Source organism: Mesorhizobium sp. P3_A9, from assembly GCF_056402975.1.
Genome location: NZ_JBFUGJ010000059.1, coordinates 1 through 23,966, shown reverse-complemented (window position 1 = coordinate 23,966; position 23,966 = coordinate 1). Strand labels below are relative to the sequence as shown.

The 23,966-nt window shown below is 62.7% G+C and carries 22 protein-coding genes; 8 read left to right on the top strand and 14 right to left on the bottom strand.

All coding sequences use genetic code 11. The features are described from left to right. Both AC1DX0_RS11730 and AC1DX0_RS11725 read left to right on the top strand, forming a co-directional pair. The coding region (locus tag AC1DX0_RS11730) for an aminotransferase class V-fold PLP-dependent enzyme (RefSeq protein WP_477355421.1) at nt 1-692 on the top strand (692 nt) is incomplete at its 5' end. A 1-nt stretch (nt 693) separates the two neighbouring features. Continuing rightward, nucleotides 694-1,170, top strand: coding sequence for a GNAT family N-acetyltransferase (locus AC1DX0_RS11725; protein ID WP_477223104.1), 477 nt, complete (start codon nt 694-696; stop codon nt 1,168-1,170). 26 nt (nt 1,171-1,196) lie between these two features. On the opposite strand, the gene AC1DX0_RS11720 is transcribed toward AC1DX0_RS11725, so the two are convergent. Genes AC1DX0_RS11720 through AC1DX0_RS11700 form a run of 5 tightly spaced genes read right to left on the bottom strand, consistent with a single transcriptional unit; the run spans nt 1,197 to nt 6,432 of the window. Further along, on the bottom strand, nt 1,197-2,024 hold the full coding sequence (locus AC1DX0_RS11720; RefSeq protein WP_477223105.1) for a dipeptide ABC transporter ATP-binding protein: 828 nt from the start codon (nt 2,022-2,024) through the stop codon (nt 1,197-1,199). Continuing rightward, nucleotides 2,021-2,872: an ABC transporter ATP-binding protein gene (locus AC1DX0_RS11715; protein ID WP_477223106.1), complete on the bottom strand. Its 852-nt coding sequence runs from the start codon at nt 2,870-2,872 to the stop codon at nt 2,021-2,023. Before AC1DX0_RS11715 ends, AC1DX0_RS11720 begins: the two co-directional genes overlap by 4 nt. Next, a complete protein-coding gene (locus tag AC1DX0_RS11710) occupies nt 2,872-3,756 on the bottom strand; it encodes an ABC transporter permease subunit (RefSeq protein ID WP_477223175.1) in 885 nt (294 codons plus the stop codon). Before AC1DX0_RS11710 ends, AC1DX0_RS11715 begins: the two co-directional genes overlap by 1 nt. 26 nt (nt 3,757-3,782) lie before the next feature. Then, entirely contained in the window at nt 3,783-4,790 is a 1,008-nt protein-coding gene (locus AC1DX0_RS11705) for an ABC transporter permease subunit (RefSeq protein WP_477223107.1), read from the bottom strand. A gap of 43 nt (nt 4,791-4,833) precedes the next feature. Further along, a complete protein-coding gene (locus tag AC1DX0_RS11700) occupies nt 4,834-6,432 on the bottom strand; it encodes an ABC transporter substrate-binding protein (RefSeq protein WP_477223108.1) in 1,599 nt (532 codons plus the stop codon). A gap of 455 nt (nt 6,433-6,887) precedes the next feature. Here AC1DX0_RS11700 and AC1DX0_RS11695 point away from each other — a divergent pair, with 455 nt between their 5' ends. Together AC1DX0_RS11695 and AC1DX0_RS11690 are read left to right on the top strand one after the other, a co-directional pair. After that, nucleotides 6,888-8,870 (top strand): long-chain-fatty-acid--CoA ligase, encoded by a 1,983-nt coding sequence (locus tag AC1DX0_RS11695; RefSeq protein ID WP_477223109.1) that lies wholly within the window; start codon nt 6,888-6,890, stop codon nt 8,868-8,870. After that, on the top strand, nt 8,870-9,598 hold the full coding sequence (locus AC1DX0_RS11690) for a class I SAM-dependent methyltransferase (protein ID WP_477223110.1): 729 nt from the start codon (nt 8,870-8,872) through the stop codon (nt 9,596-9,598). Before AC1DX0_RS11695 ends, AC1DX0_RS11690 begins: the two co-directional genes overlap by 1 nt. Here AC1DX0_RS11690 and AC1DX0_RS11685 read toward each other — a convergent pair. Further along, nucleotides 9,582-10,304 (bottom strand): HAD family hydrolase, encoded by a 723-nt coding sequence (locus AC1DX0_RS11685; protein WP_477223111.1) that lies wholly within the window; start codon nt 10,302-10,304, stop codon nt 9,582-9,584. The two genes, AC1DX0_RS11690 and AC1DX0_RS11685, sit on opposite strands and share 17 nt — an antisense overlap. Nucleotides 10,305-10,309: 5 nt before the next feature. Next, on the bottom strand, nt 10,310-11,953 hold the full coding sequence (gene pgi, locus AC1DX0_RS11680) for a glucose-6-phosphate isomerase (protein ID WP_477223112.1): 1,644 nt from the start codon (nt 11,951-11,953) through the stop codon (nt 10,310-10,312). 302 nt (nt 11,954-12,255) lie between these two features. Here pgi and pdxR point away from each other — a divergent pair, with 302 nt between their 5' ends. Together pdxR and AC1DX0_RS11670 are read left to right on the top strand one after the other, a co-directional pair. Next, entirely contained in the window at nt 12,256-13,749 is a 1,494-nt protein-coding gene (pdxR, locus tag AC1DX0_RS11675; RefSeq protein WP_477223113.1) for a MocR-like pyridoxine biosynthesis transcription factor PdxR, read from the top strand. A 180-nt stretch (nt 13,750-13,929) separates the two neighbouring features. Further along, a complete protein-coding gene (locus AC1DX0_RS11670; RefSeq protein ID WP_477223114.1) occupies nt 13,930-15,519 on the top strand; it encodes a trimethylamine methyltransferase family protein in 1,590 nt (529 codons plus the stop codon). 18 nt (nt 15,520-15,537) lie between these two features. On the opposite strand, the gene AC1DX0_RS11665 is transcribed toward AC1DX0_RS11670, so the two are convergent. The 4 genes from AC1DX0_RS11665 to AC1DX0_RS11650 all read right to left on the bottom strand — a co-directional run bounded on the left by AC1DX0_RS11665 (nt 15,538) and on the right by AC1DX0_RS11650 (nt 20,292). After that, nucleotides 15,538-15,936: a hypothetical protein gene (locus tag AC1DX0_RS11665; protein WP_477223115.1), complete on the bottom strand. Its 399-nt coding sequence runs from the start codon at nt 15,934-15,936 to the stop codon at nt 15,538-15,540. A gap of 119 nt (nt 15,937-16,055) precedes the next feature. Further along, nucleotides 16,056-17,447 carry a chromate efflux transporter gene (chrA, locus tag AC1DX0_RS11660; RefSeq protein ID WP_477223116.1) on the bottom strand — a complete coding sequence of 464 codons (1,392 nt, stop codon included), beginning with the start codon at nt 17,445-17,447 and terminating at the stop codon, nt 16,056-16,058. Beyond that, nucleotides 17,444-18,262, bottom strand: coding sequence for a chromate resistance protein ChrB domain-containing protein (locus AC1DX0_RS11655; RefSeq protein WP_477223117.1), 819 nt, complete (start codon nt 18,260-18,262; stop codon nt 17,444-17,446). The genes chrA and AC1DX0_RS11655 overlap by 4 nt, the downstream gene beginning before the upstream one ends. 224 nt (nt 18,263-18,486) lie before the next feature. Continuing rightward, nucleotides 18,487-20,292, bottom strand: coding sequence for an IlvD/Edd family dehydratase (locus AC1DX0_RS11650; protein WP_477223118.1), 1,806 nt, complete (start codon nt 20,290-20,292; stop codon nt 18,487-18,489). A 147-nt stretch (nt 20,293-20,439) separates the two neighbouring features. Between AC1DX0_RS11650 and AC1DX0_RS11645 the strand changes: the two genes are divergently transcribed. Then, the gene (locus AC1DX0_RS11645; protein ID WP_477223119.1) at nt 20,440-20,889 is read left to right on the top strand and encodes an SRPBCC family protein; all 450 of its coding nucleotides are present in this window, start codon (nt 20,440-20,442) and stop codon (nt 20,887-20,889) included. A gap of 18 nt (nt 20,890-20,907) precedes the next feature. Here the strand turns inward: AC1DX0_RS11645 and AC1DX0_RS11640 are convergent, their stop codons facing one another. Further along, the gene (locus AC1DX0_RS11640; protein WP_477223120.1) at nt 20,908-22,083 is read right to left on the bottom strand and encodes an Mrp/NBP35 family ATP-binding protein; all 1,176 of its coding nucleotides are present in this window, start codon (nt 22,081-22,083) and stop codon (nt 20,908-20,910) included. Nucleotides 22,084-22,334: 251 nt separating this feature from the next. Between AC1DX0_RS11640 and AC1DX0_RS11635 the strand changes: the two genes are divergently transcribed. After that, nucleotides 22,335-22,712 (top strand): VOC family protein, encoded by a 378-nt coding sequence (locus tag AC1DX0_RS11635; protein ID WP_477223121.1) that lies wholly within the window; start codon nt 22,335-22,337, stop codon nt 22,710-22,712. 16 nt (nt 22,713-22,728) lie between these two features. Here AC1DX0_RS11635 and AC1DX0_RS11630 read toward each other — a convergent pair whose 3' ends face one another. Beyond that, the gene (locus tag AC1DX0_RS11630) at nt 22,729-23,733 is read right to left on the bottom strand and encodes an inorganic phosphate transporter (protein WP_477223122.1); all 1,005 of its coding nucleotides are present in this window, start codon (nt 23,731-23,733) and stop codon (nt 22,729-22,731) included. Nucleotides 23,734-23,736: 3 nt separating this feature from the next. Then, the coding region (locus tag AC1DX0_RS11625; RefSeq protein WP_477355418.1) for a DUF47 family protein at nt 23,737-23,966 on the bottom strand (230 nt) is incomplete at its 5' end.

The following is a 23,966-nucleotide window of genomic DNA, read 5'->3' as shown; positions in this document are numbered from 1 at the left end:
CTCATGCCGCCGGCGCGGAAGTGTTCCTCGACTGCGTGCCCTACGGGCCGCACGGGCTGATCGACGTGCAGGCCTGGGATTGCGATTATCTCGTGTGCTCCGGCTACAAGAATTTCTCGCCGCATATGGGCTTCCTCTGGGGTCGCTTCGACACACTGAAGCGGCTGCCGACTTTTCGCGAGGATTTCATTCCCGACGAACCGCCCTACAAGGTCGAGGCCGGCACCTTCATCTACGAGAATGTCTCCGGCATGGATGCCGCCGTGCAGTATCTGGAACTGATCGGGCGCAATCTGGCGCCCTCCAACAACCGCTCGCGGCGCGAAAACATCGTCGCCGGCATGGGCGCCATTCGCGACTACGAGCTGCTTCTGGCGCGCGAAATGCTCGCCGTGCTGAAGGGTTGCGGTGCGACCATCTATGGCGTTGCCGACGAGGCCCGCATCAACGAGCGCGTGCCGACTTTCTGCTTCAACATCGGCAAGCTCTCACCGCAGCGGATCGTCGAGGAAATGGCCGAGATGCAGATCGGCATCCGCGACGGCCATATGTATGCACCGCGGCTGATGAAGCGCCTCAACCTGTCGATGGACAGCGGCGCCATCCGCGCTTCGCTGGTGCATTACAACACGGTCGAGGAAATCCACCGCTTCGGCGAAGCGCTGCGCGCGATTATCGCCAAGCTGTCGTGACATGACTGGTCCTGGCGACGCCGATGATGAGAGCGCGAACGGGGCGACGTCTCTTGTTGTCCTCAGCGAGCCGACGCCAGAGGACATTGTCGCCCTGGAAGATGGCCTTTACGGCTTCAACGTCGCTGCGACCGGCGTCGATGACGGCCGCTATCTGTCGATCTTCCTGAAGAGGAATGACGGAACGATCTACGCAGGTCTGCACGGGCACAGTTGGGCAGGCGTGTGCGAAATCAAGACTCTATGGATTGCCGACAGCGAGCGCGGCAAAGGCCTCGGCTCGCGCCTCCTTGCAGCAGCAGAACAGGAGGCTCGGCTGCGCGGATGCCATGTCATCCACCTCGCGTCCTTCACCTTCCAGGCGCCGGACTTCTATGAAAAGCATGGATTTCAGCGGCTGGTGCAACTCGAGGACTTTCCGCGCGGCCACGCCAATGTCCTGCTCGCAAAGGCGCCGATGCCTGAGGCACCCGTCTAGCTGCCCCTGGCTGGCGGCAACCGACCTCAGGCCGCCTTCTTCTTCGCCAACCTCGCCTTGATCGAGGCGACATCGGCGCGCGGCGTCGCGGCAAACAGCGTCTTGGTGTAGCTGTGCTTGGGGTCTGAAAAGACCTCCTCGCGCGAGCCGTATTCGACCGCCTCGCCGAAATACATCACCATCACATCGTCGGCGATGTAGCGCACCACGGACAGATCGTGGCTGATGAAGACATAGGTCAGCTGGAATTCGTCCTGCAGGTCGGCGAGCAGGTTCAGTACCTGCGCCTGCACCGACAGGTCGAGTGCGGAGACCGGCTCATCCAGCACCAGCAGGCTCGGGTTCAACATCAGCGCGCGGGCGATGGCGATGCGTTGGCGCTGGCCGCCCGAGAACATGTGCGGGTAGCGATTGTAGTGCTCGGGTCCGAGGCCGACCTTCTTCAGCATCTTCATAGCGAGGTCGCGCCGCTCCTCGGCCGGCTTGCCAGTGTTGATGAGCAGCGGTTCGCCCAGCACGTCGCCGATCTTCTGGCGCGGATTGAGCGACCCGTAAGGGTTCTGGAAAACGATCTGCACCTTGCGGCGCATCTCCTTGCTCAACCCATCCTTGGCAATGTCGACCTTGTTGCCGTCGATGAACAATTCACCCGACGTCGCGGGATCGATCAGCGTGATGATGCGGGCAAGTGTCGACTTGCCGCAGCCGCTTTCACCGACGATGGCCAGCGTCTTGCCCTTGTCGACGCTGAACGAGACGCCCTTGACCGCATGCACGGTGCGCTGCGCGCGAAACAGCCCGCCGCCGACATGGTAGTCGCGCACGATGTTCTTGCCTTCGACGACCTTGGTCATGCTGCGGCTCCCGAGGGCGCCGGCTCGAACAGCATGTCGGAAACAGTCGGCAGGCGGTCGCCCACGGCGTTCTCCGGCAGCGCCGATAGAAGCGCGCGGGTGTAATTGCTCTTCGGCGATTCAAACAGCGACAGCACGTCGGCCTCTTCCATCTTGCGGCCCTTGTACTGGACGATGACGCGGTCGGCGGTCTCGGCCACCACGCCCATATTGTGGGTGATCATGATCAGGCCCATGCCGTATTTGGCCTGCAGCGAGACCAGCAGGTCGAGGATCTGCTTCTGGATGGTGACGTCGAGCGCGGTCGTCGGCTCGTCGGCGATCAGGAGCTTCGGATTGCAGGCAATGGCGATGGCGATCATGACGCGCTGGCACTGGCCGCCCGACATCTGGTGCGGAAACGAGTTCAGGCGATCAGCCGGCTCCGGAATGCCGACCTGCTGCAAAAGCTCGATGGCGCGCGCCCGGCGCTGCGCACCGTCCATACCCATATGGAAACGCAGCACCTCTTCGATCTGGAAGCCGACGGTGAAGCAGGGATTAAGGCTGGCCATCGGCTCCTGGAAGATCATCGACATGTCCTTGCCGACGATCTTGCGCCTTTCGGCAGGGCTCAGCTTCAGGAGATCGCGGCCATTGAAGCTCATGCGATCAGCGGTGACCTTTGCTGTCCACGGCAAAAGGCCCATCACTGCCAGCATCGAGACCGATTTGCCGGAACCGGATTCGCCGACGATCGCCAGCACTTCGCGCTCGTCGACATGCAGCGAAACGCCATCGACCGCCTTGAACGGACCGGACGCTGTCTGGAATTCGACGACGAGGTTCTGGATGTCGAGCAGCGCCATCACGACCTCCTCAGTTTCGGATCGAGCGCATCACGCAGGCCGTCGCCGATCAGATTGATGGCAAGCACGGTGATCAGGATCGCCAGGCCGGGGAAGGTCACCACCCACCAGGCGCGCAGGATGAATTCACGCGCCGAAGCGAGCATCGTGCCCCATTCGGGAGTCGGCGGCTGGGCGCCAAGGCCGAGGAAGCCGAGAGCGGCCGCCTCGAGGATGGCGTTGGAGAACGACAGCGTGCCCTGGACGATCAGCGGCCCCAGGCAATTGGGCAGGATGGTGCGAAGCATCAGCCTGACATGGCCGGCGCCGGCGACCTTGGCGGCGACGACATATTCGCGGCTTTTCTCGGCCATCACGGCAGCGCGCACCAGCCGTGCGAAATGCGGCTGCAGGACAAGCGCGATGGCCAGCATCGCATTGAACAGGCCAGGGCCGAGGATGGTGACCATCACCAGCGCCAGCAACAGCGACGGGAACGCCAGGATGAGGTCCATGACGCGCATGATCGCCACGTCGACCCAGCCGCGGAAATAGCCGGCCAGCAGGCCGAGCGTGATGCCGCCGGTGAGCGCCAGCGTGACCACGACCGCGCCGATCAGCAGCGAGAAGCGCGCGCCATAGAGCAGCCGCGAGAGGATGTCGCGCCCAACTGGATCGGTGCCGAGCAGATATTGTGTCGAGCCGCCGTCCTGCCAGGCCGGAGGCCGCAGGAATGCGGTCTTGTCCTGGATGTCGGGTGCATAGGGAGCCAGCAGCGGCGCAAATAGCGCCGCCAGGACCAGCAGGATGAAGACGAACAGGCCGATGACGGCGCCGCGGTTCACCGAGAAATAATACCAGAAGGTCCTGAGACCGGTGAGGCGGTCCGGGTTGCCGGCGGCCATTGGGGAGATTTCGGTCGACGGGCTCATCACGCCGCCCTTATGCGTGGGTTGATGACGGCATAGAGTAGATCGACGATCAGGTTCACGGCCATGACGATAAGGGCGATCAAGAGCAGGCCAGACTGCACGACGACATAGTCGCGCTTGGATATGGATTCGACCATCCACCTGCCGATGCCCGGCCAGGAGAAGATCGTTTCGGTAAGGATGGCGCCGGCGAGCAGCGTGCTAACCTGCAGGCCGATGGTGGTGACCACCGGGATGAGCGCATTGCGCAGAGCATGCACGCCGATGACTCGGGCCGACGAAAGCCCTTTGGCTCGGGCAGTCCGCACGTAGTCCTCGCCCAGCACCTCGAGCATGGCAGAGCGCGTCTGGCGCGCTATCACAGCCAGCGGAATGGTGCCGAGCACAATTGTCGGTAGCACCAGATGGCGCAATACCGAGCGAAACGCATCCCATTTGCCGTAGAGCAAGGTGTCGATGGTCATGAAGCCGGTGATCGGCTTGAAGAAGTACTGCAGGTCGATGCGGCCGTTAACCGGTGTCCAGCCGAGATAGCCGGAGAAGAAGATGATCAGCAGCAGGCCCCACCAGAAGATCGGCATGGAGTAGCCGACGAGCGCCGTGCCCATCAGCGACTGGTCGAACCACGAGCCGCGCTTGATCGCCGCAAAGATGCCGGCCGGAATGCCGAGCACCATGGCGAAAATCATCGCGAAGATTGACAGTTCCAGCGTCGCCGGGAAAAGCGTCTTGAACTCTTCCATCACCGGGCGCTTGGAAGAAATCGAAACACCGAAATCACCGGTCACGACCTCGCCGACATAGCGCGCATATTGCTGCCAGATCGGCAAATTATAGCCGAACTGTTCCTTGAGTTCCTCGTAACGAGCCGGCGCCACGCCGTGTTCGCCGGCCATGGCAAGGATGGGATCGCCGGGCAGCAGCCTGACGAAGGCGAAGGCACAGATAGTGATGCCGACCAGCGTCGGGATCAAAAGTGCAATTCTGTGGAGGATATATTTGAGCATGGCGAAGGGGGCGGCGCCCTAGAGCGCCGCCCCACTCAATGTCTTATTCGGCTTTGTCGACGCCGTCGAAGCGGTGAATGCCGAGCGGGTCCATCATGAAACCGCTGACATTCTTGCGCACGACTGCGTAGACTTGGCTATGCGCCAGCAGGAAGGCCGGAGCCTGCTTCTGGAAGACGACCTGCGCCTCTCCATAGAGCTTGGAACGCTCGGCCTGGTCGCTGGTCTTCTTGGCCTTCTGGATCAGGTCCTCGAAGTCCTTGTCGCACCAGCTCGAGTAGTTCGAGACGCCGACGGCGTTGCACGCGAACAGCGTGGCGAAGAAGTTGTCCGGATCGCCATTGTCGCCGGTCCAGCCGATCTGGAACGCGCCGGGACGGTCCTTCTTCTTGCCTTCCGAGCGATACTTGGTCCACTCGTAGTTGACGATCTCCGCCTTGACGCCAACCTTGGCCCAGTCGGCCTGGATCAGTTCGGCGGCGCGCTGGAAGTTCGGGTTATAGGGACGAACGCGATCGGAAGCCCAGAGCTGGATTTCCGTGAGCCCGGCAGCGGCCAGCACCTTCTTGGCTGCATCGGGATCATAGGCGTCGGACTTCACATCCTTGTTCCACGACCACATGGTCGGCGGGATCAGGTTTTCGGCAGGCGTGGCGCCGGCATCCTGGAACAGCGACTTGATCAGAGCTTCCCGATCGATCGCCTGGTTGAGTGCATGGCGCACTTCAGGCTTGTCGAGCGGGGGGATGGTGGTGTTGTAGCTCATATAGCCGATGTTCAGGCCGGCCTGATCCATCAGGGTCACGTCCTTGTTGGCCTTGATCGTGCCGATGTCGGCAGGATTCGGATAGGGCGCGATATCGCACTCGCCGGCGAGCACCTTCTGGATGCGCGCGGTCGCGTCGGGCGTGATGGCGAAGACGAGATCGTCGATCTTCTCCTTGCCATTGAAATAGTCCGGGTTGGCTGCGTAGCGGATGACCGAATCCAGCTGGTAGTCGACGAACTGGAACGGACCGGTGCCGATCGGCTTGGTCGAGAAATCGGCCATCTTGCCGTCCTTCGCCAGCTGGTCGGCATATTCCTTCGACATGATCGACGCGAAGTCCATGCCGAGATTGGCCAGCATCGGCGCGTTCGGCTCGGTCAGCGTCAGCTTGACGGTCAGGTCGTCAACCTTTTCCCACTTGGCGACGTATTTCGGCATGTCCATGCCGGTGTAGTAGTCCCAGGTCAGGTTGGGCAGATACTTGTCGCCGTTCCAGGGGTTTTCCTTGTTGAACTGGCGATCGAAGGAGAAGACGACGTCATCGGCGTTGAGGTCGCGCGTCGGCTTGAAATAGTCGGTGGTCTGGAACTTCACGCCCGGATGCAGGTGGAACGTATAGACCAGGCCGTCGTCCGAGATTTCCCACTTGTCGGCGAGGCCGGGCTCGACCTCGGTGCCGCCATGCTTGAACTCGACCAGACGCGAATAGACGGTACGCGACGAGGCATCGAAATCGTTGCCGCCGGTCGTGGTACCCGGATCAAAATTGGCAGGCGACGCTTCCGAGCAATAGACAAGCGTCTTTGCATTGGCCATGCCGCCCAGGACGCTTGCGGCCAGCAACGCGGCCGCAAAAGCGAGTTTCTTTTTCATTGAGCACTCCCTGATGTTCTTCCAAGCCCCTCTATCAGGCTCGCGAAGCGCGCATATAAGCACCGTTTTTACGGCTTTGGAACACCCCGTTTGCTTACCCCGCGGGAAGCAGGAAAAAAATCCGCCATTTTGCTAAATGGCAGAAAAAATTAGCAGTTTTTTCCATTCACGATATTATTAACGACCGCATTTTTTTATTGATCCGGCATCTGGCGACATCGACGCAACGTCCCGTCTTCCTCCGGCCACGGATGTGGAAGAGACCTGTTCCAAGTGTCGCCGGCGGGAAAGATTTTCGGCGGCAAATCTTTCGGCGCCTTGCCGCAGGGGCAAGACTTGCACGGCCGCCGATAGAGGCAATACATAGATGGATATGCTGGCGGCAGCGGAGGACGTCTCTGTCATTTCGGAGGCGGCGCGGCACAGGCGACCACGAAATATCGAGGGAGGAACGGGTGGCAAAAGCATCGAAGACGACGGCGCCGGCAAAAGCATCAGCCAAGGCGGCCTCGAAGCCAGCCGCCGGCGCTGACGTGCAAGCGAAGCCCGCGGCCAAGGCCGCACCCACGAAGGCAAAACCGGCAGCAAAATCCACCCCGGCTAAAACGGTAGCCAAAACCGCTTCGCCAAAGACCGCCGCGACGAAGGCAGTGCCGCCGAAGGCAGCAGCAGCCAAAAAAGCTGTGGCACCGAAAGCCGCGCCCGCCGCGAAGCCCGTCGAGGCCACCAAGCGGCTGCCGAAGGCACTCACGGAACTTGCCGCCGGCCTGCCCGAAAAACCATGGCTCAAGAGCTATCCAAAAAATGTGCCGACCGAAATCGGTGTGTTGCCCTACAGTTCGATCGGCGATTTCCTGGTCGGCGCCTGCAAGCAATTTTCCGCCCAGCCGGCCTTCACCTGCATGGACAAATCCATCAGCTACGCCGATGTCGAGCAGTTGTCGGCGGCCTTCGGTGCTTATCTGCAATCGAAGGGGCTGCAAAAGGGTGCTCGCGTCGCCCTGATGATGCCTAACGTTCTGCAATATCCGGTGGCGATGATGGGCATCCTGCGCGCCGGCTATGTCGTGGTGAACATCAATCCGCTGTACACGCCGCGCGAGCTGGAGCATCAGCTCAAGGATTCCGGCGCACAAGCCATCGTCATCCTGGAAAACTTCGCCAACACCTTGCAGGCGGTGATCGCCAGGACCGCGGTCAAGCATGTTGTGGTGGCGGCCATGGGCGACATGCTCGGCGGCCTCAAGGGGACGATCGTCAACTTCGTCGTGCGCCGCGTGAAGAAGATGGTGCCGGCATGGTCGCTGCCCGGGCATGTCAAGTTCAACGTGGCGGTGAAAGCGGGATCCGGGGGCGGCTTCAAGCCGGTCAAGGTTGCAGCCGACGATGTCGCCTTCCTGCAATATACGGGCGGCACCACGGGCGTGTCGAAGGGCGCTACGCTGCTGCACAGCAATGTGCTCTCCAATGTCGTGCAGAACGCGCAGTGGATGGAAGACGCCTATACGATCAAGCCGAAACCCGCGCACCCAAACTTCATCTGCGCGCTGCCGCTCTATCATATCTTCGCGCTGACGGTGAACGCTCTGATGGGCATGCAGCAGGGCGCACGCAACGTGCTCATTCCCAACCCGCGCGATATCCCCGGCTTCGTCAAGGAACTGGCAAAGTATCCGACCCATGTCTTTCCGGGCCTCAACACGCTGTTCAACGCGCTGCTCAACAATGAGGATTTCCGCAAGCTCGACTTCAAGCCGCTGGTGCTGACGCTGGGCGGCGGCATGGCGGTGCAGAAGGGCGTCGCCGAACGCTGGAAGGCGTTGACCGGTTGCCCTGTCACTGAAGGTTACGGCCTCTCGGAAACCTCGCCGGTGGCCACGGCCAACAAGTTCAGTTCCGGCGACTTCACCGGCACGATCGGCCTGCCGCTGCCCTCGACGGAAATCGCTATCCGTGACGACGACGGCAACAATTTGCCGCTCGGCGAGGTCGGCGAAATCTGTATCAGGGGACCGCAGGTGATGGCGGGCTACTGGAACCGGCCTGACGAAACCGCCAAGGTGATGACCAAGGACGGCTACTTCAAGTCAGGCGACATGGGCTTCATGGACGAGCGCGGCTACACCAAGATCGTCGACCGCAAGAAGGACATGATCCTGGTCTCGGGCTTCAACGTCTATCCGAACGAGCTCGAGGAGGTCGTGGCGATGCATCCGGGCGTGCTCGAAGTGGCGGCGATCGGCGTGCCGGACGAGCATTCCGGCGAAGTGCCGAAGCTGTTCATCGTCAAGAAGGACCCGGCCCTGACCGCTGAAGCGATCACCGCTTTCTGCCGCGAGAACCTGACCGGCTACAAGCGGCCCAAATACATCGAGTTCAGGACCGAACTGCCGAAGACGCCGGTCGGCAAGATCCTGCGGCGGGCGCTGCGCGAATAGTGGATGCTGCTGAAGACAATGCGCTCAATCGGGACTCGCGCCTCGACCCGGCCGAATTCATCAAGGCGAACATGCGCCTTGTCAGCGTGCCCGCGCTTCCCGAAATCAGGCTTTACGCCGCCCATCCAGGCAGCGGGTTGAGACGGCTTCTCGGATCTGAAGACGACAACGATACTGACGAAGATACGCCGGAACCACAGCCGCCCTATTGGGCCTATATCTGGGCCGGCGGCGCGGTGCTGGCGCGCCATATTTTCGAGCATCCGCTTTGCGTGGCAGGCCGTCGCGTGCTCGATCTCGGCGCGGGCTCGGGCATTGTCGGCATTGCCGCTGCCAAGGCCGGCGCGCGGGAGGTGATCGCGGCCGAGATCGATCGCAATGGCGTCGCCGCGATCGGCCTCAATGCGGCGGCGAACGGCGTCTCCATAACCGTTTTCGGAGACGACATCACGAAAGGTCCGCCACCGGCGGTCGACCTCGTGCTCGCCGGCGATGTCTTCTACGGGCAGGACGTCACTGAGCGCGTCATGCCCTTTCTCGACCGCTGCCTCGCCGCCGGCATCGAGGTGCTGGTGGGCGATCCGGGCCGGGCCTGTCTGCCGCGTTCACGGCTGCGGCTGCTTGCCGAATACGCGGTGCCGGATTTCGGCGACGCGAAAGACGCAGCCCCAAGGCCGAGCGGCGTCTTTCGCTTCGAGACCGAGCTGGCGGTTAGACCGTCTCCCTGACTCGCGCCGAAAGAAAGTCTGGCAGGTCGGCAACCGAATCCAGGATGACGTCGGCGATCTCGGCCAGCGATTCGCGCGTGCCGGTGCCGGAGAGCACGCCTACCGCGAGACCACAGCCGCCGGCGCGCGCCATTTCGAGATCGTGACGGTTGTCGCCAACCATGGCGATCTCCGCCGCTCTCAGTCCGGTAAGGTCGCAAAAGGCCTGGATGGTGTCGGGCGCGGGTTTGGGGTTGGCCACCGCGTCGTAACCGTAGGCGGCGTCGAACAACTGGGCGACGCCGAGCGTGACCAAGGTCTTTTCCGCGCCGCTGGTGGAATCATTGGTGGCAACGCCAAGCCGGTAGGATCTTTTGTGCAGCGCCGCCAAGGTGTCGACGATGCCCGGCAGCGCCACCGCCATCGTCGAGCCTTGCACCGAGGTGATCTCGTTGAAGCGGGCGACGGCCAGCATCTGGTCCTCGTTCGACAGGCGCGGAAACCAGAGTTCGACAACGTCGAGATTGGTGCCGGAGGCAAAGATCGAGTCGGGCTTGAAGCGCCTGTTGGCGAAATCGAAGCCGGCCGCAGCGAGCAGCCTGTCGGCCTTCCAGCGATCGCCGTCGGCGGCATCCATGGCCATGAAATCGGCGACGCCGAGCCAGGTCGCGTTGAAGTCGACAAGTGTCCCGTCCTTGTCGAACAGTATGCCCTTGATGTCTGCCAAATTTTTCACTCCGAACCACGCAATTGGTGGATGTATCCCACAAGGCCAGCCGTCGATGCGTCACGCTTGGCGGCACTTTCCTTGCCCTCCACGACAGGCAAAAGGCCGGTCGCCAGTTCCTTGCCCAGTTCGACGCCCCATTGGTCGAAGGAATTGATGTTGAACAGCGTGCCCTCGACGAAGACGCGGTGCTCGTAGAGCGCGATCAGCCGGCCGAAGGTGCGTGGGTCGAGCTTGCGATAGAGGATGGTCACCGAAGGCCGGTTGCCGGAGAAGACACGATGCGGCGCTATCTTGTCGACATCGGCCGGCTTCATGCCCTTGGCCAGCATCTGCGCACGCGCCTCGTCCAGCGTGCGGCCCTTCATCAACGCTTCCGATTGCGCCAGGCAATTGGAGAGCAGCAAATCATGCTGGTGCTTGAGTTCGGGCTCGTGGCCGACGGCCGCTGCAAGGAATTCGACCGGGATGAAGTCCGTCCCCTGGTGCAGGAGCTGGAAGAAGGCGTGCTGGCCATTGGTGCCGGGCTCGCCCCAAACCAGAGGCCCGGTCGGCGTCGTCACCGGCGTGCCGTCGAGGGTGACGCCCTTGCCGTTCGATTCCATGTCGAGCTGCTGCAGATAGGCCGGCAGCCTGGACAGGCGCTGGTCATAGGGGATGACCGCGCGGGCCGGATAGCCGCAGATGACGCGATGCCACCAGCCGACCAGCCCCAGAAGCGCCGGAAGGTTCCCTGCGATCGGCGCGGTGCGGAAATGTTCGTCCATCTCGTGGGCGCCATCGAGGAAGGCGCGAAAATTCCTCGGGCCGACGGCGATCATGACCGGCAGGCCGATCGCGCCCCAGACCGAATAGCGGCCGCCGACCCAGTCCCAGAAGCCGAAGACGCGATCGGATTCGATGCCGAACTTGGCCACCAGGTCGAGCGCCGTCGAGACGGCGGCGAAATGCTTGCCGACCGCCTGCTTGCCGAGCGCCTTCTGCACCCAGTCGCGCGCCGTCTGCGCATTGGTCATCGTCTCGACCGTGGTGAAGGTTTTTGAGGCGATGATGAATAGCGTGGTTTCGGCGGACAGGCCCTTCAGCGTGTCATGGATATGGGCGCCGTCGATGTTGGAGACATAGTGCGCGCGCGGCCCGTCATGATAGGGGGCGAGCGCCAGCGTCGCCATGGCCGGGCCGAGGTCGGAGCCGCCAATGCCGATGTTGACGATGTCGGTGATCTTCTTGCCGGTGGCGCCGGCAGCCTTGCCGGAGCGGATCGCATCGGCGAAGGCGCCCATCGCGTCGAGCACGGAAAGCACGTCCGCCTTGACGTCCTGGCCATCGACCGTGACGCCCTTGCCGCTGAGATTGCGCAGCGCCGTGTGCAGCACGGCGCGGTCTTCGGTGATGTTGATCTTCTTGCCGGCGAACATGGCGGCGCGGCGACCCTCGAGATCGGCGGCGCCAGCGAGCTTTTCCAGCAGATCCATGGTGGTCGCGTCGACGGCGCATTTCGACCAGTCGAGCAACAAATTGTCGTCGGTGGCGGAGAATGTATGGAACCGCTGCGGATCGGCGGCGAAGGCCTGGCGCATGCTGGCAGGTGCCGCGGCGCGATGGTCGCGCAAGGCGGCAAGCTGTTTCTGGAAGGCTGACTTATCCACTGGCGGGTAGCTCCTGGCGTTTTGGATGCACCATATCAGACCGGATGTTTCCGGCGCGTGTCGTCGCGGCACAACTATTGAGCCGAACTCCGTGCGGTCAATACGCGGCGATGCCGCATCGCATCACGATGCGATGACACAATGTGTCGATCCGGGAGGCTGCAGCGCCCGATTTCGGCCGGAAGGATCACTGGCATAAATCCCAAAGATCAGAAAAATTGATTGGCGCAACCCCTTGTGCCACCGTTACATTCCACTGGTCCAGCCAAGCGAAAAAAGCTGGCCATCGAGGAACATCTTCCATGCCACAGAGAAACGACACGGCGATATGGTCCGGCCTGTTCCGGATTTCGGCTGAATCCGGCCAGACCCTGCAGGCGCAGATCCGCCAAGCCATCGTGGCCGCCATTCTCGACCGGCAGATCGCTGCTTCGATGCCACTTCCCTCCTGCCGAATCCTGGCCGAAAAACTCGGCGTAGCGCGCGGAACCGTGGTGCTGGCCTTCCAGCAGCTCGTCGACCAGGGTTTCCTGGTGGCGCGCGAGCGGCGCGGGCATTTCGTCAATCCCGACGTGCTGGCGACACCGGCCAAGCCGCACCAGAAGGCGCCTGACCAGGCCAACGAGATCGACTGGAAGGCACGCCGGCAGATCGCCGCCAGCGACATGCCGCCGCCGGCCAAGCACGAGAACTGGATCAAGTCGTCCTATCCCTTCGTCTACGGCCAGTTCGACCCGGCGCTGTTCCCGACCGCCGAGTGGCGCGAGTGCAACCGCATGGCGTTGGCCGTGCTCGAAATCCGCAACTGGGCGTCCGACATGGTCGACCGCGACGATCCGCTCTTGATCGAGCAGATCCAGGCGCGGCTGTTGCCGCGGCGCGGCATCTTCGCCAATCCCGACGAGATCATCGTCACGCTTGGCGCCCAGAACGCGCTCTACATGCTGGCGACGCTGCTGATGACCAAGGGCTCGAAGGTGGCGATGGAAGATCCTGGCTACCCCGACGCACGCTCGATCTTCCGGCTAGCGGGCGCCGAGATCCAGCCGGTGCCGGTCGACCAGTCCGGCATCGTAAGCTCTTCCATCCCCAATGATTCCGGCTTCGTCTTCGTCACGCCCAGCCATCATTGCCCGACCATGGTGCCGTTGTCGGCGGAGCGGCGGCAGGATCTTCTGGCGCGCGCCAACCGGCACAACCAGATCATCATCGAGGACGGCTATGACAGCCAGCTTCTCGACGAGGCGCCGCAGCAGGCGCTGAAGAGCCTCGATCGTTCAGGCCGCGTCGTCTATGTCGGCTCGATGTCGAAGACGCTGGCTCCCGGCCTGCGGCTAGGCTACATCGTCGCCTCTGCTGGACTAATCTCCGAGCTCAGGGCACTGCGCCGTTTCATGCTGCGCCATCCGCCGGCCAACAACCAGCGCGCCGTCGCTTTGTTCCTGTCGCTCGGCCATCACGAGGCACTGGTGCGGCGTCTGTCGAGCGCCTTCGACGAGCGGCGCAAGCGCCTGGTCCATGCGATTTCCGCCTTCCTGCCGGAATGGCGCTCGACCGACTCGGCCGGCGGCACATCGCTCTGGCTCGAAGGGCCACGCGGCACCGATTCCCGCGGTTTGGCCGAGGCCGCCGCCTCGCGCAGCGTGATCATCGAGCCGGGAGACCGCTTCTTCGACCGCACCGAAAAGCCTTCGCGTTTCATGCGGTTGGGCATTTCCTCGATCGCGCTGCAGCACATCGAACCCGGCATCCGCGAATTGGCCACGGCCGCTGGACGCAGGCCCGCTGCCGCCTGATCGCCTTTCACCGGAGCCACCAGCAGTGGCTCCGGCTCCTTTAGCTCTGGCACATGCAACCGGACAGGCTGGCCCATAGGCTGTGCCAATGCCGGCGGCATAGTCGTGGCATAAAGGGGCAGAAGCAGCCGATGGTGGACCAACCGCCGCCCTGTTTCCGAGAAAAGGTGGAGCGTCTCCATGTCAGTGGTTCTTGAAAAGCAGGAAGCGGCGGCGGATCAACGCTCGCGCCGCTCCGGTGGACGCGAAGCGCGTCGCGCCATGCGGGCAGCGCCCTTGGCCGACGACATCAAGCCGGTACGCGCCGGCCTCGAGGGCGGCAGCTACGGACCGCTGAAGCACCATGACCAGGAACGCATCCACGAGGCTGTGCTGACGCTGCTGGAGACCGTCGGCTTCGCCAATGCCATCCCCTCCTGCATCGAGGCGCTGACCAAGGCCGGCGCCACCTATGGCGATGACGGCCGTATCCGCTTTCCGCGCGCGCTGGTGCTCGACACGATCAAGAAGGCGGCACGCAATTTCACCCTGCACGGCCAGGATCCCAAACACGACATGTTGATCCAGGGCAAGCGCGTGCACTACGGCACGGCGGGTGCCGCGGTCCATCTGGTCGATGTCGAGAAGCGCGAATATCGCGAATCGCTGCTGCAGGACATTTATGACGCGGCCCGCCTCGTCGAAGGGCTCGACAACATCCATTTCTTCCAGCGGCCAATGGTGCCGCGCGACATTCCCGATCCGCTCGAAATGGACTTCAACACGCTCTACGCCTGCGTGATGGGCACGTCCAAGCATGTCGGCACCTCTTTCACGGTGCGCGAGAACGTGCAGCCGGCGCTCGAAATGCTCTATGCCATCGCCGGCGGCGAGGAAAATTTCCGCGCACGGCCGTTCGTGTCGAACTCGAACTGCTTCGTCGTGCCACCGATGAAGTTCGCCGAGGACGCCTGCGGCGTGCTCGAGGCCTGTGTCGACGGAGGCATCCCGATCCTGCTTTTGTCGGCCGGACAAGCCGGCGCGACCGCTCCGGCGGCGATTGCCGGCGCCGTGGTGCAAGCGGTGGCCGAAGTGCTGGCCGGTCTTGTCTATGTCAACGCCATCAAGCCGGGACATCCGGCGATCTTCGGCACCTGGCCGTTCGTGTCGGACCTGCGGACCGGCGCCATGTCGGGCGGCTCGGCCGAGCAGGCGGTGCTGACCGCTGCCTGCGCGCAGATGGCGCAATTCTACGATCTGCCGGGCGGTTCGGCCGCCGGCATGACGGATTCGAAACTGCCCGACATCCAGTCCGGCTACGAAAAAGGCATCACCGACGTGATGGCCGGCCTTGCCGGGCTCAACCTCGTCTACGAATCCGCCGGGATGCATGCCTCGCTGCTCGGCTTCTGCCTGGAAAGCCTGATCATCGACAATGACATGCTCGGTCACTGCCTGCGCTGCGTGCGCGGCATCGAGGTGTCAGATGAATCGCTGTCGATCGACACCATCGCAGAGGTCTGCCTGAATGGCCCGGGCCACTACCTCGGCAACGAGCAGACGCTCAGGCTGATGCAGACCGAATATTTCTATCCGGCCGTCGGCGACCGCTTTTCGCCGAAGGAATGGAACGAGAAAGGCCGGCCCGACATCTTGCAGCGTGCGATCATCGAGAAGAAGCGCGTGCTTGCTGAGCGTTTTCCGCGCCATGTCCCAAAACTGCTCGACGACAGATTGCGCACCCGCTTCGGCGACATGATCAAGCTGCCGCGCGCCAATATGGGCGGCTGAGGCGCTCGTCGGAACAAGTTATTCAGAGGCCAACCCGAAACGCTCAACGACCTCGGCGTTGATCAGCTTGGCGTGCAGCGCCATCAGCACGATTTGCGCATCGAAACTGTCGCCGGCCTCGACCGCGGCCTCGATCCGGCGCTCCACGTCCTGCCGCTGCTGCAAGCCATGCGAGCGTTCGAAGGTTTCCGGTCCGGCAATGCAATAGCTGAAGAGCCGCGCCACGTCCGGATAGGCCTGGCTGGGCGGCTCGTCGGGCCAGTGATCCTTCATCAGATTGACGATGGTGAGTTTTACCCCTTCCGGCACAAGGGCAGGATGCAGGTCGGCGCCGCGCAGCGCGTCGTCGAGCTGCCTGAGATCACCCGAGCGGCCGAACATGCCGAGAAAACCGAGGGAAGAGCGTCGTTGCGCCATGATGTTCCAATCCGTTTTTCAACCACTTAAGTGGTCAGCAGGCGGAATACAAAGGCAGGCGGTCTTTGTTTTATGCATGTCGTTCTCCCAAAACCGAGTTCACTTTTGGGCGACATGCATTAGCCACCTACCGCCAGCAGCAAAACACCAGCCAGGGCCGATCCGGCGAGCGTCGGCAGCATGCCGATCTTCAGCTTCAGGATGGCGATCATCGCGGCACAGGAAAGCAGCGCCGCGCGCCAGTCGATCGACGAGAGCACCGGCACATTCATGCCGAGGCTCATTGCGTGCACCTCACGGAAAACGACGTGCAAGGCAAACCACAGAGCGAGATTCATGATGACGCCGACAACAGCGGCGGTGATCGCGCCGAGCGCGGCCGACAATGCCCTGTTGCCGCGCAGCGCCTCGATATAGGGCGCGCCAAGGAAGATCCAGAAGAAGCACGGCGTGAACGTCACCCACAAGGTCAGCAGCGCTCCAAGCGATCCGGCAAGCAACGGGTTCAGTGACCCGGAGTGGCGGAACGCGGCGATGAAGCCGACAAACTGCAACACCAGGATGAGCGGACCTGGCGTGGTTTCGGCAAGCCCGAGACCATCGACCATTTCGCCAGGCGCAAGCCAGCCGAAGGACTGGACGGCTGCCTGCGCGACATAGGCCAGCACCGCATAGGCGCCGCCGAAAGTGACGACCGCCATCAGGCTGAAGAACCTGCCTATCTCGGTCCACACACTGGCAGAACCGGTGAACCACCAGATCACGAGAACAGGCCCGAGCCAGATCGGCAGCCAGATGGCGACTGTGCGCGGTGCATGCCATCTGGTCGGTTTGACATGGGTCAGTTCGCCGCGCTCGAACATCAGGTCGACCGCACCCTTGCTATCGGCGACCGCACCCTTGCCATGCGCGGATCCGGAAAACAGGCCGGGAGCAACGCGGTCTCCCAGCCATCCTGTCAGGCCCGCCAGCAGGATGATGAGTGGAAACGGCACATTCAACGCATAGATGGCGATGAAGGCGGCAACAGCGATCGACACCATGGCTGGGTTTTTCAGAGCGCGCCGTCCGATGCGGATCACCGCCTCGATGACGATGGCAAGCACCGCCGCCTTCACCCCGAGGAAAAGCGCCTCGACGAGCGGCACATCGCCATAGAGCACGTAGAGGCTGCTCAAGATCAGCATGACGATCGCGCCGGGCACGACGAACAGGATGCCGGCGACGAGGCCGCCGAGTGTCTTGTGCAGCAGCCAGCCGATATATATGGCGAGTTGCTGGGCTTCCGGACCAGGCAGCAGCATGCAGTAGTTGAGCGCATGCAGGAAACGCTGTTCGCCGATCCAGCGCCGCTCCTCGACCAATTCCCTGTGCATCAGGGCGATCTGCCCGGCCGGTCCGCCGAAGCTAAGCAGTCCGATCTTCGCCCAGACCTTCACGGCTTCGGCAAAGGTCGGCGCAGCCGGCGCCTCGACGTTGCCCGACCTATGGGCAGGCACAACAGCACTCATGACTGTTTGCCTGCGCTGGGCCAGTTGTGCGTTTCCTCGGTGGCGTCTCGACACCAGCGGAAGAACGCATCGTAAAGCAGAATGCCTGCTTCCAACTGTTCCAGATCGTCGCGAAACATCCGCGACAGGCCGAGCGAGGCAGCCAGAAAGCCGGCGGCCTGGGGCACAAGGTCGAGGCTTGCAGTGTCGGCGGCGCGCACGATCAAGGCAAGGCGATCGAGCGCGGCTGATTCCAGCCCGAACTCCTCGATCATCGTATCAAAGGTGCAGCGTTCGCCGCGATGGCTCCAGAACACAGTGTCGATGTCGAAAGGCACGGCCTTGAAGCGGTCGGCCACGGCAGCCACCTCGGCCGCCTCGACAAACAGGAAGACCGCGTGCGGGTCGACGAAACGCCGGATCAGCCAGGGGCAAGCGATGCGATCGACCTTTGGGCGCGACCGCGTCACCCACACCGTGCGGCCTTTTTCGTCGCGCGGCGGCAAATTTTCGGTGCGGATCAAAAGCCCATTTGCGTCGCGCCAGGCTTCGAAGCCGCCTTCGAGGGATTCAGCGGAAATTCCCTCGTGCCGCAGCCATGCGGCCACGCCTTGCGAGAGTTTTTGACCTTTCTGACAGACGACCGAGACTTGCCTGCCGGCGAAATCGGGGGCCCATGTCGAAACGGTTTTGAAATTGCGTCGGCATGAGGCCGGCAGCAAGCGCGGATCGGCGTCGAAATCCTCATCGATGCGAACATCGATGATGACGGGCGCACCCGGCAGACCGACCAGACGGGACAGTTGCGATAGGGTGATAGCGGTTGTTGACGGCATGGCGTCCACCTCCTGATAGAGAAGCTTGGACGCGAACGTTGGGCTGACGCCTCACGGGGTCGTCGCGATGCACCCCTTGGTCATGATCGTGGATTTGTTGGGCGCGCTTGTCAAGGATGACAAACGGCGGCTTGATCCAGATCAAGCCGCCGTTTGTCGTTAATGTAAGTACTTGCGCACAGATACTGTTCTCCGGAGCAATCAAATGATTGCCCCCGGAGCAATCAGTGATTGTCCCTGGGGACGCCGCTGGTGTGGGCGACATCCTGGTATTTCACCGCCGGCTTCAGCACCATTCCCTGGTCGAACTGGTCGACCATGCCGCGCTGGATTTCCTGCCATGGCGTCTGGTGCTTGGGATAGTGATAGCCGCCATTGCCCTGCAGCGCCGCGCGTCGCTTGGCGATCTCGTCGTCGCTGACCAGGATGTTGGCGGTGCCCTTCCTGAGATCGATGCGGACGCGGTCGCCGGTCTTGAGCAGCGCCAAGCCGCCACCTATTGCCGCTTCCGGCGAGGCGTTGAGGATCGACGGCGAGCCCGACGTGCCCGACTGGCGGCCGTCGCCGATGCAGGCCAGCGCGTGGATGCCCTTCTTGATGAGATAGGCCGGCGGCTGCATATTGACGACCTCGGCACCGCCGGGATAGCCGACCGGGCCGGCGCCGCGCATGAACAGGATCGTGTGCTCGTCGATGCCTTGCGCCGGATCGTCGATGCGGGCGTGGTAATCCTCGGGGCCGTCGAAGACCATGGCGTTGCCTTCGAAGGCTTCCGGATCCTTCGGGTTGGACAGATAGCGCTCGCGGAATTCCGGCGAGATGCCGCTCATCTTCATGATCGCCGACTCGAACAGATTGCCCTTGAAGTTGATGAAGCCGGCATTGGTCTTCAGCGGCTCGGCAACGGTGCGGATGACATCGGTATTCTCGTTGGCGACGCCCTCGCAATTGTCGCCGATCGACTTGCCATTGACGGTCATGGCTTCGGGATAAGGCAGCAGTCCCGCCTTCATCAGTTCGGCAATCACGGCGGGCACGCCGCCGGCATGATGGTAATCTTCGCCCAGATATTCGCCCGACGGCTGCAGATTGACGATGAGCGGCACCTTGAGGCCGATCGCCTGCCAGTCGTCATTGTCGAGCGGCACGCCGAGATGGCGGGCAATGGCGTTAAGGTGGATCGGCGCGTTGGTGGAGCCGCCGATCGCCGAATTGACGACGATGGCGTTTTCGAAGGCCTTGCGCGTCATGATGTCGGAGGGCTTCAAATCCTCATGCACCATCTCGACGATGCGCTTGCCGGTCTCGTAGGAAATCTGGCCGCGCTCGCGGTATGGCGCTGGAATGGCGGCCGAGCCGGGCAGTTGCATACCGAGCGCCTCGGCCAGCGAATTCATCGTGGTGGCGGTGCCCATGGTGTTGCAGTAGCCAGTGGAGGGCGCCGAGGAGGCGACGATATCCATGAATTCGTCATAGCCGATCTCGCCGGCCGACAGGCGCTGGCGCGATTCCCAGACGATGGTGCCGGAGCCGGTGCGCTTGCCCTTGTGCCAGCCATTGAGCATCGGGCCAACCGACAGCGCGATGGCCGGAATGTTGACGGTGGCCGCCGCCATAAGCAGCGCCGGCGTGGTCTTGTCGCAGCCGATGGTCAGCACGACGCCGTCGAGCGGATAGCCGTAGAGCACCTCGACCAGGCTGAGATAGGCGAGGTTACGGTCAAGTGCCGCGGTCGGGCGCTTGCCGGTCTCCTGGATCGGATGGCAGGGGAACTCGAAGGGAATGCCGCCCATCGAAACGATGCCTTCGCGCACGCGCTTGGCGAGTTCGATATGGTGCCGGTTGCAGGGCGACAGATCCGAGCCGGTCTGGGCGATACCGATCAGCGGCTTGCCCGACATCAGCTCGGCACGCGTCAGCCCGTAATTCAGGTAACGCTCCAGATAGAGCGCCGTCATGCCCGGGTTGTCGGGGTTGTCGAACCACTCCTGCGAGCGAAATTTCTTCTTTCCTGTGGGGGCGCCAGCCATCATGGTCTCCGTATTTGTATGACAAATCGATATGACAACGCGCGGATGCAGGCAAGGGGCAGGCGCGATCTGAATCGGGACTTTGGTGCGATAGACACGCACCCAGCCGTGCGTTAGGCCTTCGGACAGTCTTGTCGGGAGGTTTTCATGGCTTTGGTGATCGAAGGCGAGGAGCGCATTGCCGCACCCCTGCAAAAAGTGTGGGAAGCGCTGAACGATCCCGAGGTTTTGAAGGCAACCATCCCCGGCTGCCAGACCCTCGAGATGAAGTCACCAACCGAAATGACCGCGACAGTGGTATTGAAGATCGGGCCGATCAAGGCGACCTTCAACGGCGAAGTGACGCTGAAGAACCTCAAGCCACCGCATTCCTACACCATCCAGGGCGAAGGCAAGGGTGGCATTGCTGGCTTTGCCAAGGGCGGCGCCGACGTGACGCTGACGGCGGACGGGCCGGATGTCACTGTGTTGAAATATGCGGCCAAGGCAGAAGTCGGCGGCAAGATCGCCCAGCTCGGAAGCCGGCTGATCGAATCGACCTCCAAGAAACTGGCCGGGCAGTTCTTCTCGAATTTTGGCGAGAAAGTCGGCGGCTGAGCCCATGAAGGGCAGAAATCACTCGAAGACGATGCTCGGCACCGCCGCTTCGGCCGCGCCGCGTTCCTCATTGACCCTGTCCCAGACCTTGGCGGCGATGTCGCGATAGGTTTTCGCCGTGGCGCTGTCGGGCTTGGAGACAACGACCGGCTCACCGGCATCCGAGCTTTCGCGGATGCCCATTTCCAGCGGCACCTCGCCAAGGAAGGTGACGCCGAGGCGTTCGGCCTCGCGGCGGGCGCCGCCATGGCCGAAAATGTCATAACGCTTGCCGGTGTCCGGGGCGATGAAGTAGCTCATGTTCTCGACGATGCCGAGCAGCGGCACGTCGACCTTCTTGAACATATTGAGGCCCTTGCGGGCGTCGATCAGCGCCAGGTCCTGCGGCGTCGAGACAATGACGGCGCCGGCCAACGGCACCTGCTGCGCCATGGTCAGCTGGGCGTCGCCGGTGCCGGGCGGCATGTCGACGACGAGCACGTCGAGCCGGCCCCATTCGACCTCGCGCAGCATCTGCGTCAGTGCCGACATCACCATCGGGCCGCGCCAGATCATCGGCGTCTCCTCATCGACGAGGAAGCCCATCGACATCACCTTGAGGCCGTAATTCTCCATCGGTTTCAGTATCTTGCCGTCAACCGTCTGCGGCCGGCCGTGGATGTTGAGCAGCTTCGGCATGGACGGGCCATAGATGTCGGCGTCAAGCACGCCGACGCGCAAGCCATTCGCGGCAAGACCAAGCGCGATGTTGACAGCGGTGGTCGACTTGCCGACGCCACCCTTGCCGGAAGCAACCGCGATGATCGCCTCGATGCCGGGCACGCCACGCTTGCCCGAGCTTTGCGAGGCTGGAGCGTGCGGAGCGGGGCGCGGCGCGGCGGGCTGAGCCGGCGGCGCTGGCCTGGGTGCGGGGCGCACTGGCACCGGCGCCTCCATGCCGCCCCCCTTTTTCTCCGCCGTCAGCGCCACGACGGCGCCGGCGACGCCGGGGATAGCCTTGACGACGCGCTCGGCAGCGGCGCGCAACGGTTCCATCTCCTGCGCGCGGGCAGCCGGAACAGTGATCGAGAAGAACACTTTCGAATCAGCGATGAAAATCTCGGAAACCATGCCGAGGTCAACGATGTTGCCGGTGAAGTCCGGCCCGTTGACCGTCTTCAGACGCTCGGTGACGATTTCCTTGGTGACGGACATGGCAGTTTTTCCTTACGCAGCTTGCGCCTGAGATAATGCAGTTTCCGGACAGAACCAAGCCGTGGAGCAATGGCTGCCTCGGCGTGCCAGGAAAAACGACCGGGCTTGTCGGACTTCATCCCCGCTAAACGTCTTCCAGATGATCGAATGCCGGTGCGGTCAGCAATCGGGCCAGCCGGCGGTCGTCAAACAATCGAGGCGACCTATTTCAACGATCAGCACGGGACCGACAATCGGAGAAGGAGGCGACCATGCTCGCAAACAGCAACGCAACGGCCAATCTGGCGGTGAAGGACCTGGCGAAGGCGAAGGCCTTCTACGAGGGAACACTTGGCCTGACACAGGTACACGATGAGGGCGGTGAACTGATTGTATACAGAAGCGGCGACACCGCCATCAACGTCTATCACTCCCAATTTGCCGGAACCAACAAGGCGACAGCGGTGACCTGGATGGTTGGCGGCGAGATCGGCAATGTCGTCAAAGCGCTGAAATCGAAGGGCGTCACCTTCGAGCATTACGACATGCCCGGCCTGACGCTGGAAGGCGATATCCATGTCGGCTACGGGATGAAGGTCGCATGGTTCAAGGATCCTGACGGCAACATCCTGAACCTCGTGGACAAATAGGCTTCGGCGCGCCGCGTCAGCCTGCCAGGTTTGTGACGAAATAGGTGAGAGCCGAAATCGCCGCCGTCGCCGGCAAGGTGACGATCCAGGCAATGACGATGTTGCCGGCGATGCCCCAGCGCACCGCCGAGACGCGGCGGGCGGCACCGACGCCGATGATGGCGCCGGTAATCGTATGCGTGGTCGATACGGGAACGCCGAGCCAGGTGGCGGCGAACAGCGTGATGGCGCCGCCGGTTTCGGCGCAGAAGCCTTGCATCGGATTGAGCCGGGTGATTTTCGAACCCATCGTGTGGACGATGCGCCAGCCGCCGAACAGCGTGCCGAGCGCCAGCGCCGACTGGCAGGTCAGGACGACCCAGAGCGGCACGTAGAACGTCGTGCCGAGCATGCCTTGCGAATAGAGCAGCACGGCGATGATGCCCATCGTCTTCTGGGCGTCATTGCCGCCATGCCCGAGTGAATAGAGCGAGGCGGAAAAGAATTGAAGGACGCGGAAGGTGCTGTCGACGGCGAATGGCGTCTGGCGCACGAACAGCCAGGAAACCACAAGGATGAGGACGAGCGCCAGGACAAAACCAGTCGCCGGCGAGAGCACGATCGCGGCGACCGTCTTGCCAAGGCCCGACCAGACGATGGCACCGGTGCCCGCCTTGGCGACGCCGGCGCCGACCAGCCCACCGATCAGCGCGTGCGAACTGCTCGACGGAATGCCGGCAATCCAGGTGACGATGTTCCAGACAATGGCGCCGACAAGGGCCGAAAAAATCACCGCCGGTGTGACGATGCTGACGTCGACGATGCCCTTCCCCACGGTTTCGGCGACATGCAGGCCGAAGAACATGAAGGCGATGAAATTGAAGAAGGCCGCCCACAGCACCGCGTATTGCGGCCTGAGCACGCGTGTGGAGACGATGGTGGCGATGGAATTGGCCGCATCGTGCAACCCGTTGAGAAAATCGAAGAACAGCGCGACGGCGACGAGGCCGACCAGCAGGGGAAAGGCGATGGTGGCTTCCATTGCCTAGACGTTCTCGATGACGATGCCGCTGATTTCGTTGGCGACGTCCTCGAAACGGTCCACCACCTTCTCCAGCTGGCCGTAGATCTCGCTGCCGATCAGATAGGCCATCGGGTCGCTGCCGCCATGCCGCCTGAACAGGTCTTTCAGCCCTTGCTCGTGCAGATCGTCGGCCCGGCTTTCGACGCGCATGACCTCTTCGGCAATGGCGTTGAGGCGCACCGTGTGCGTAC

What these genes read in the sequence shown, in the direction of transcription:
- AC1DX0_RS11655 (WP_477223117.1), bottom strand. Translation starts at nt 18,262, where the DNA reads ATGCCGTCAACAACCGCTATCACCCTATCGCAACTGTCCCGTCTGGTC.
- AC1DX0_RS11700 (WP_477223108.1), bottom strand. Translation starts at nt 6,432, where the DNA reads ATGAAAAAGAAACTCGCTTTTGCGGCCGCGTTGCTGGCCGCAAGCGTC.
- AC1DX0_RS11705 (WP_477223107.1), bottom strand. Translation starts at nt 4,790, where the DNA reads ATGCTCAAATATATCCTCCACAGAATTGCACTTTTGATCCCGACGCTG.
- AC1DX0_RS11640 (WP_477223120.1), bottom strand. Translation starts at nt 22,083, where the DNA reads ATGTCCGTCACCAAGGAAATCGTCACCGAGCGTCTGAAGACGGTCAAC.
- AC1DX0_RS11720 (WP_477223105.1), bottom strand. Translation starts at nt 2,024, where the DNA reads ATGACCAAGGTCGTCGAAGGCAAGAACATCGTGCGCGACTACCATGTC.
- pdxR (WP_477223113.1), top strand. Translation starts at nt 12,256, where the DNA reads ATGCCACAGAGAAACGACACGGCGATATGGTCCGGCCTGTTCCGGATT.
- AC1DX0_RS11635 (WP_477223121.1), top strand. Translation starts at nt 22,335, where the DNA reads ATGCTCGCAAACAGCAACGCAACGGCCAATCTGGCGGTGAAGGACCTG.
- AC1DX0_RS11650 (WP_477223118.1), bottom strand. Translation starts at nt 20,292, where the DNA reads ATGGCTGGCGCCCCCACAGGAAAGAAGAAATTTCGCTCGCAGGAGTGG.
- AC1DX0_RS11710 (WP_477223175.1), bottom strand. Translation starts at nt 3,756, where the DNA reads ATGGCCGCCGGCAACCCGGACCGCCTCACCGGTCTCAGGACCTTCTGG.
- AC1DX0_RS11630 (WP_477223122.1), bottom strand. Translation starts at nt 23,733, where the DNA reads ATGGAAGCCACCATCGCCTTTCCCCTGCTGGTCGGCCTCGTCGCCGTC.
- AC1DX0_RS11665 (WP_477223115.1), bottom strand. Translation starts at nt 15,936, where the DNA reads ATGGCGCAACGACGCTCTTCCCTCGGTTTTCTCGGCATGTTCGGCCGC.
- chrA (WP_477223116.1), bottom strand. Translation starts at nt 17,447, where the DNA reads ATGAGTGCTGTTGTGCCTGCCCATAGGTCGGGCAACGTCGAGGCGCCG.
- AC1DX0_RS11645 (WP_477223119.1), top strand. Translation starts at nt 20,440, where the DNA reads ATGGCTTTGGTGATCGAAGGCGAGGAGCGCATTGCCGCACCCCTGCAA.
- AC1DX0_RS11725 (WP_477223104.1), top strand. Translation starts at nt 694, where the DNA reads ATGACTGGTCCTGGCGACGCCGATGATGAGAGCGCGAACGGGGCGACG.
- AC1DX0_RS11715 (WP_477223106.1), bottom strand. Translation starts at nt 2,872, where the DNA reads ATGGCGCTGCTCGACATCCAGAACCTCGTCGTCGAATTCCAGACAGCG.
- AC1DX0_RS11670 (WP_477223114.1), top strand. Translation starts at nt 13,930, where the DNA reads ATGTCAGTGGTTCTTGAAAAGCAGGAAGCGGCGGCGGATCAACGCTCG.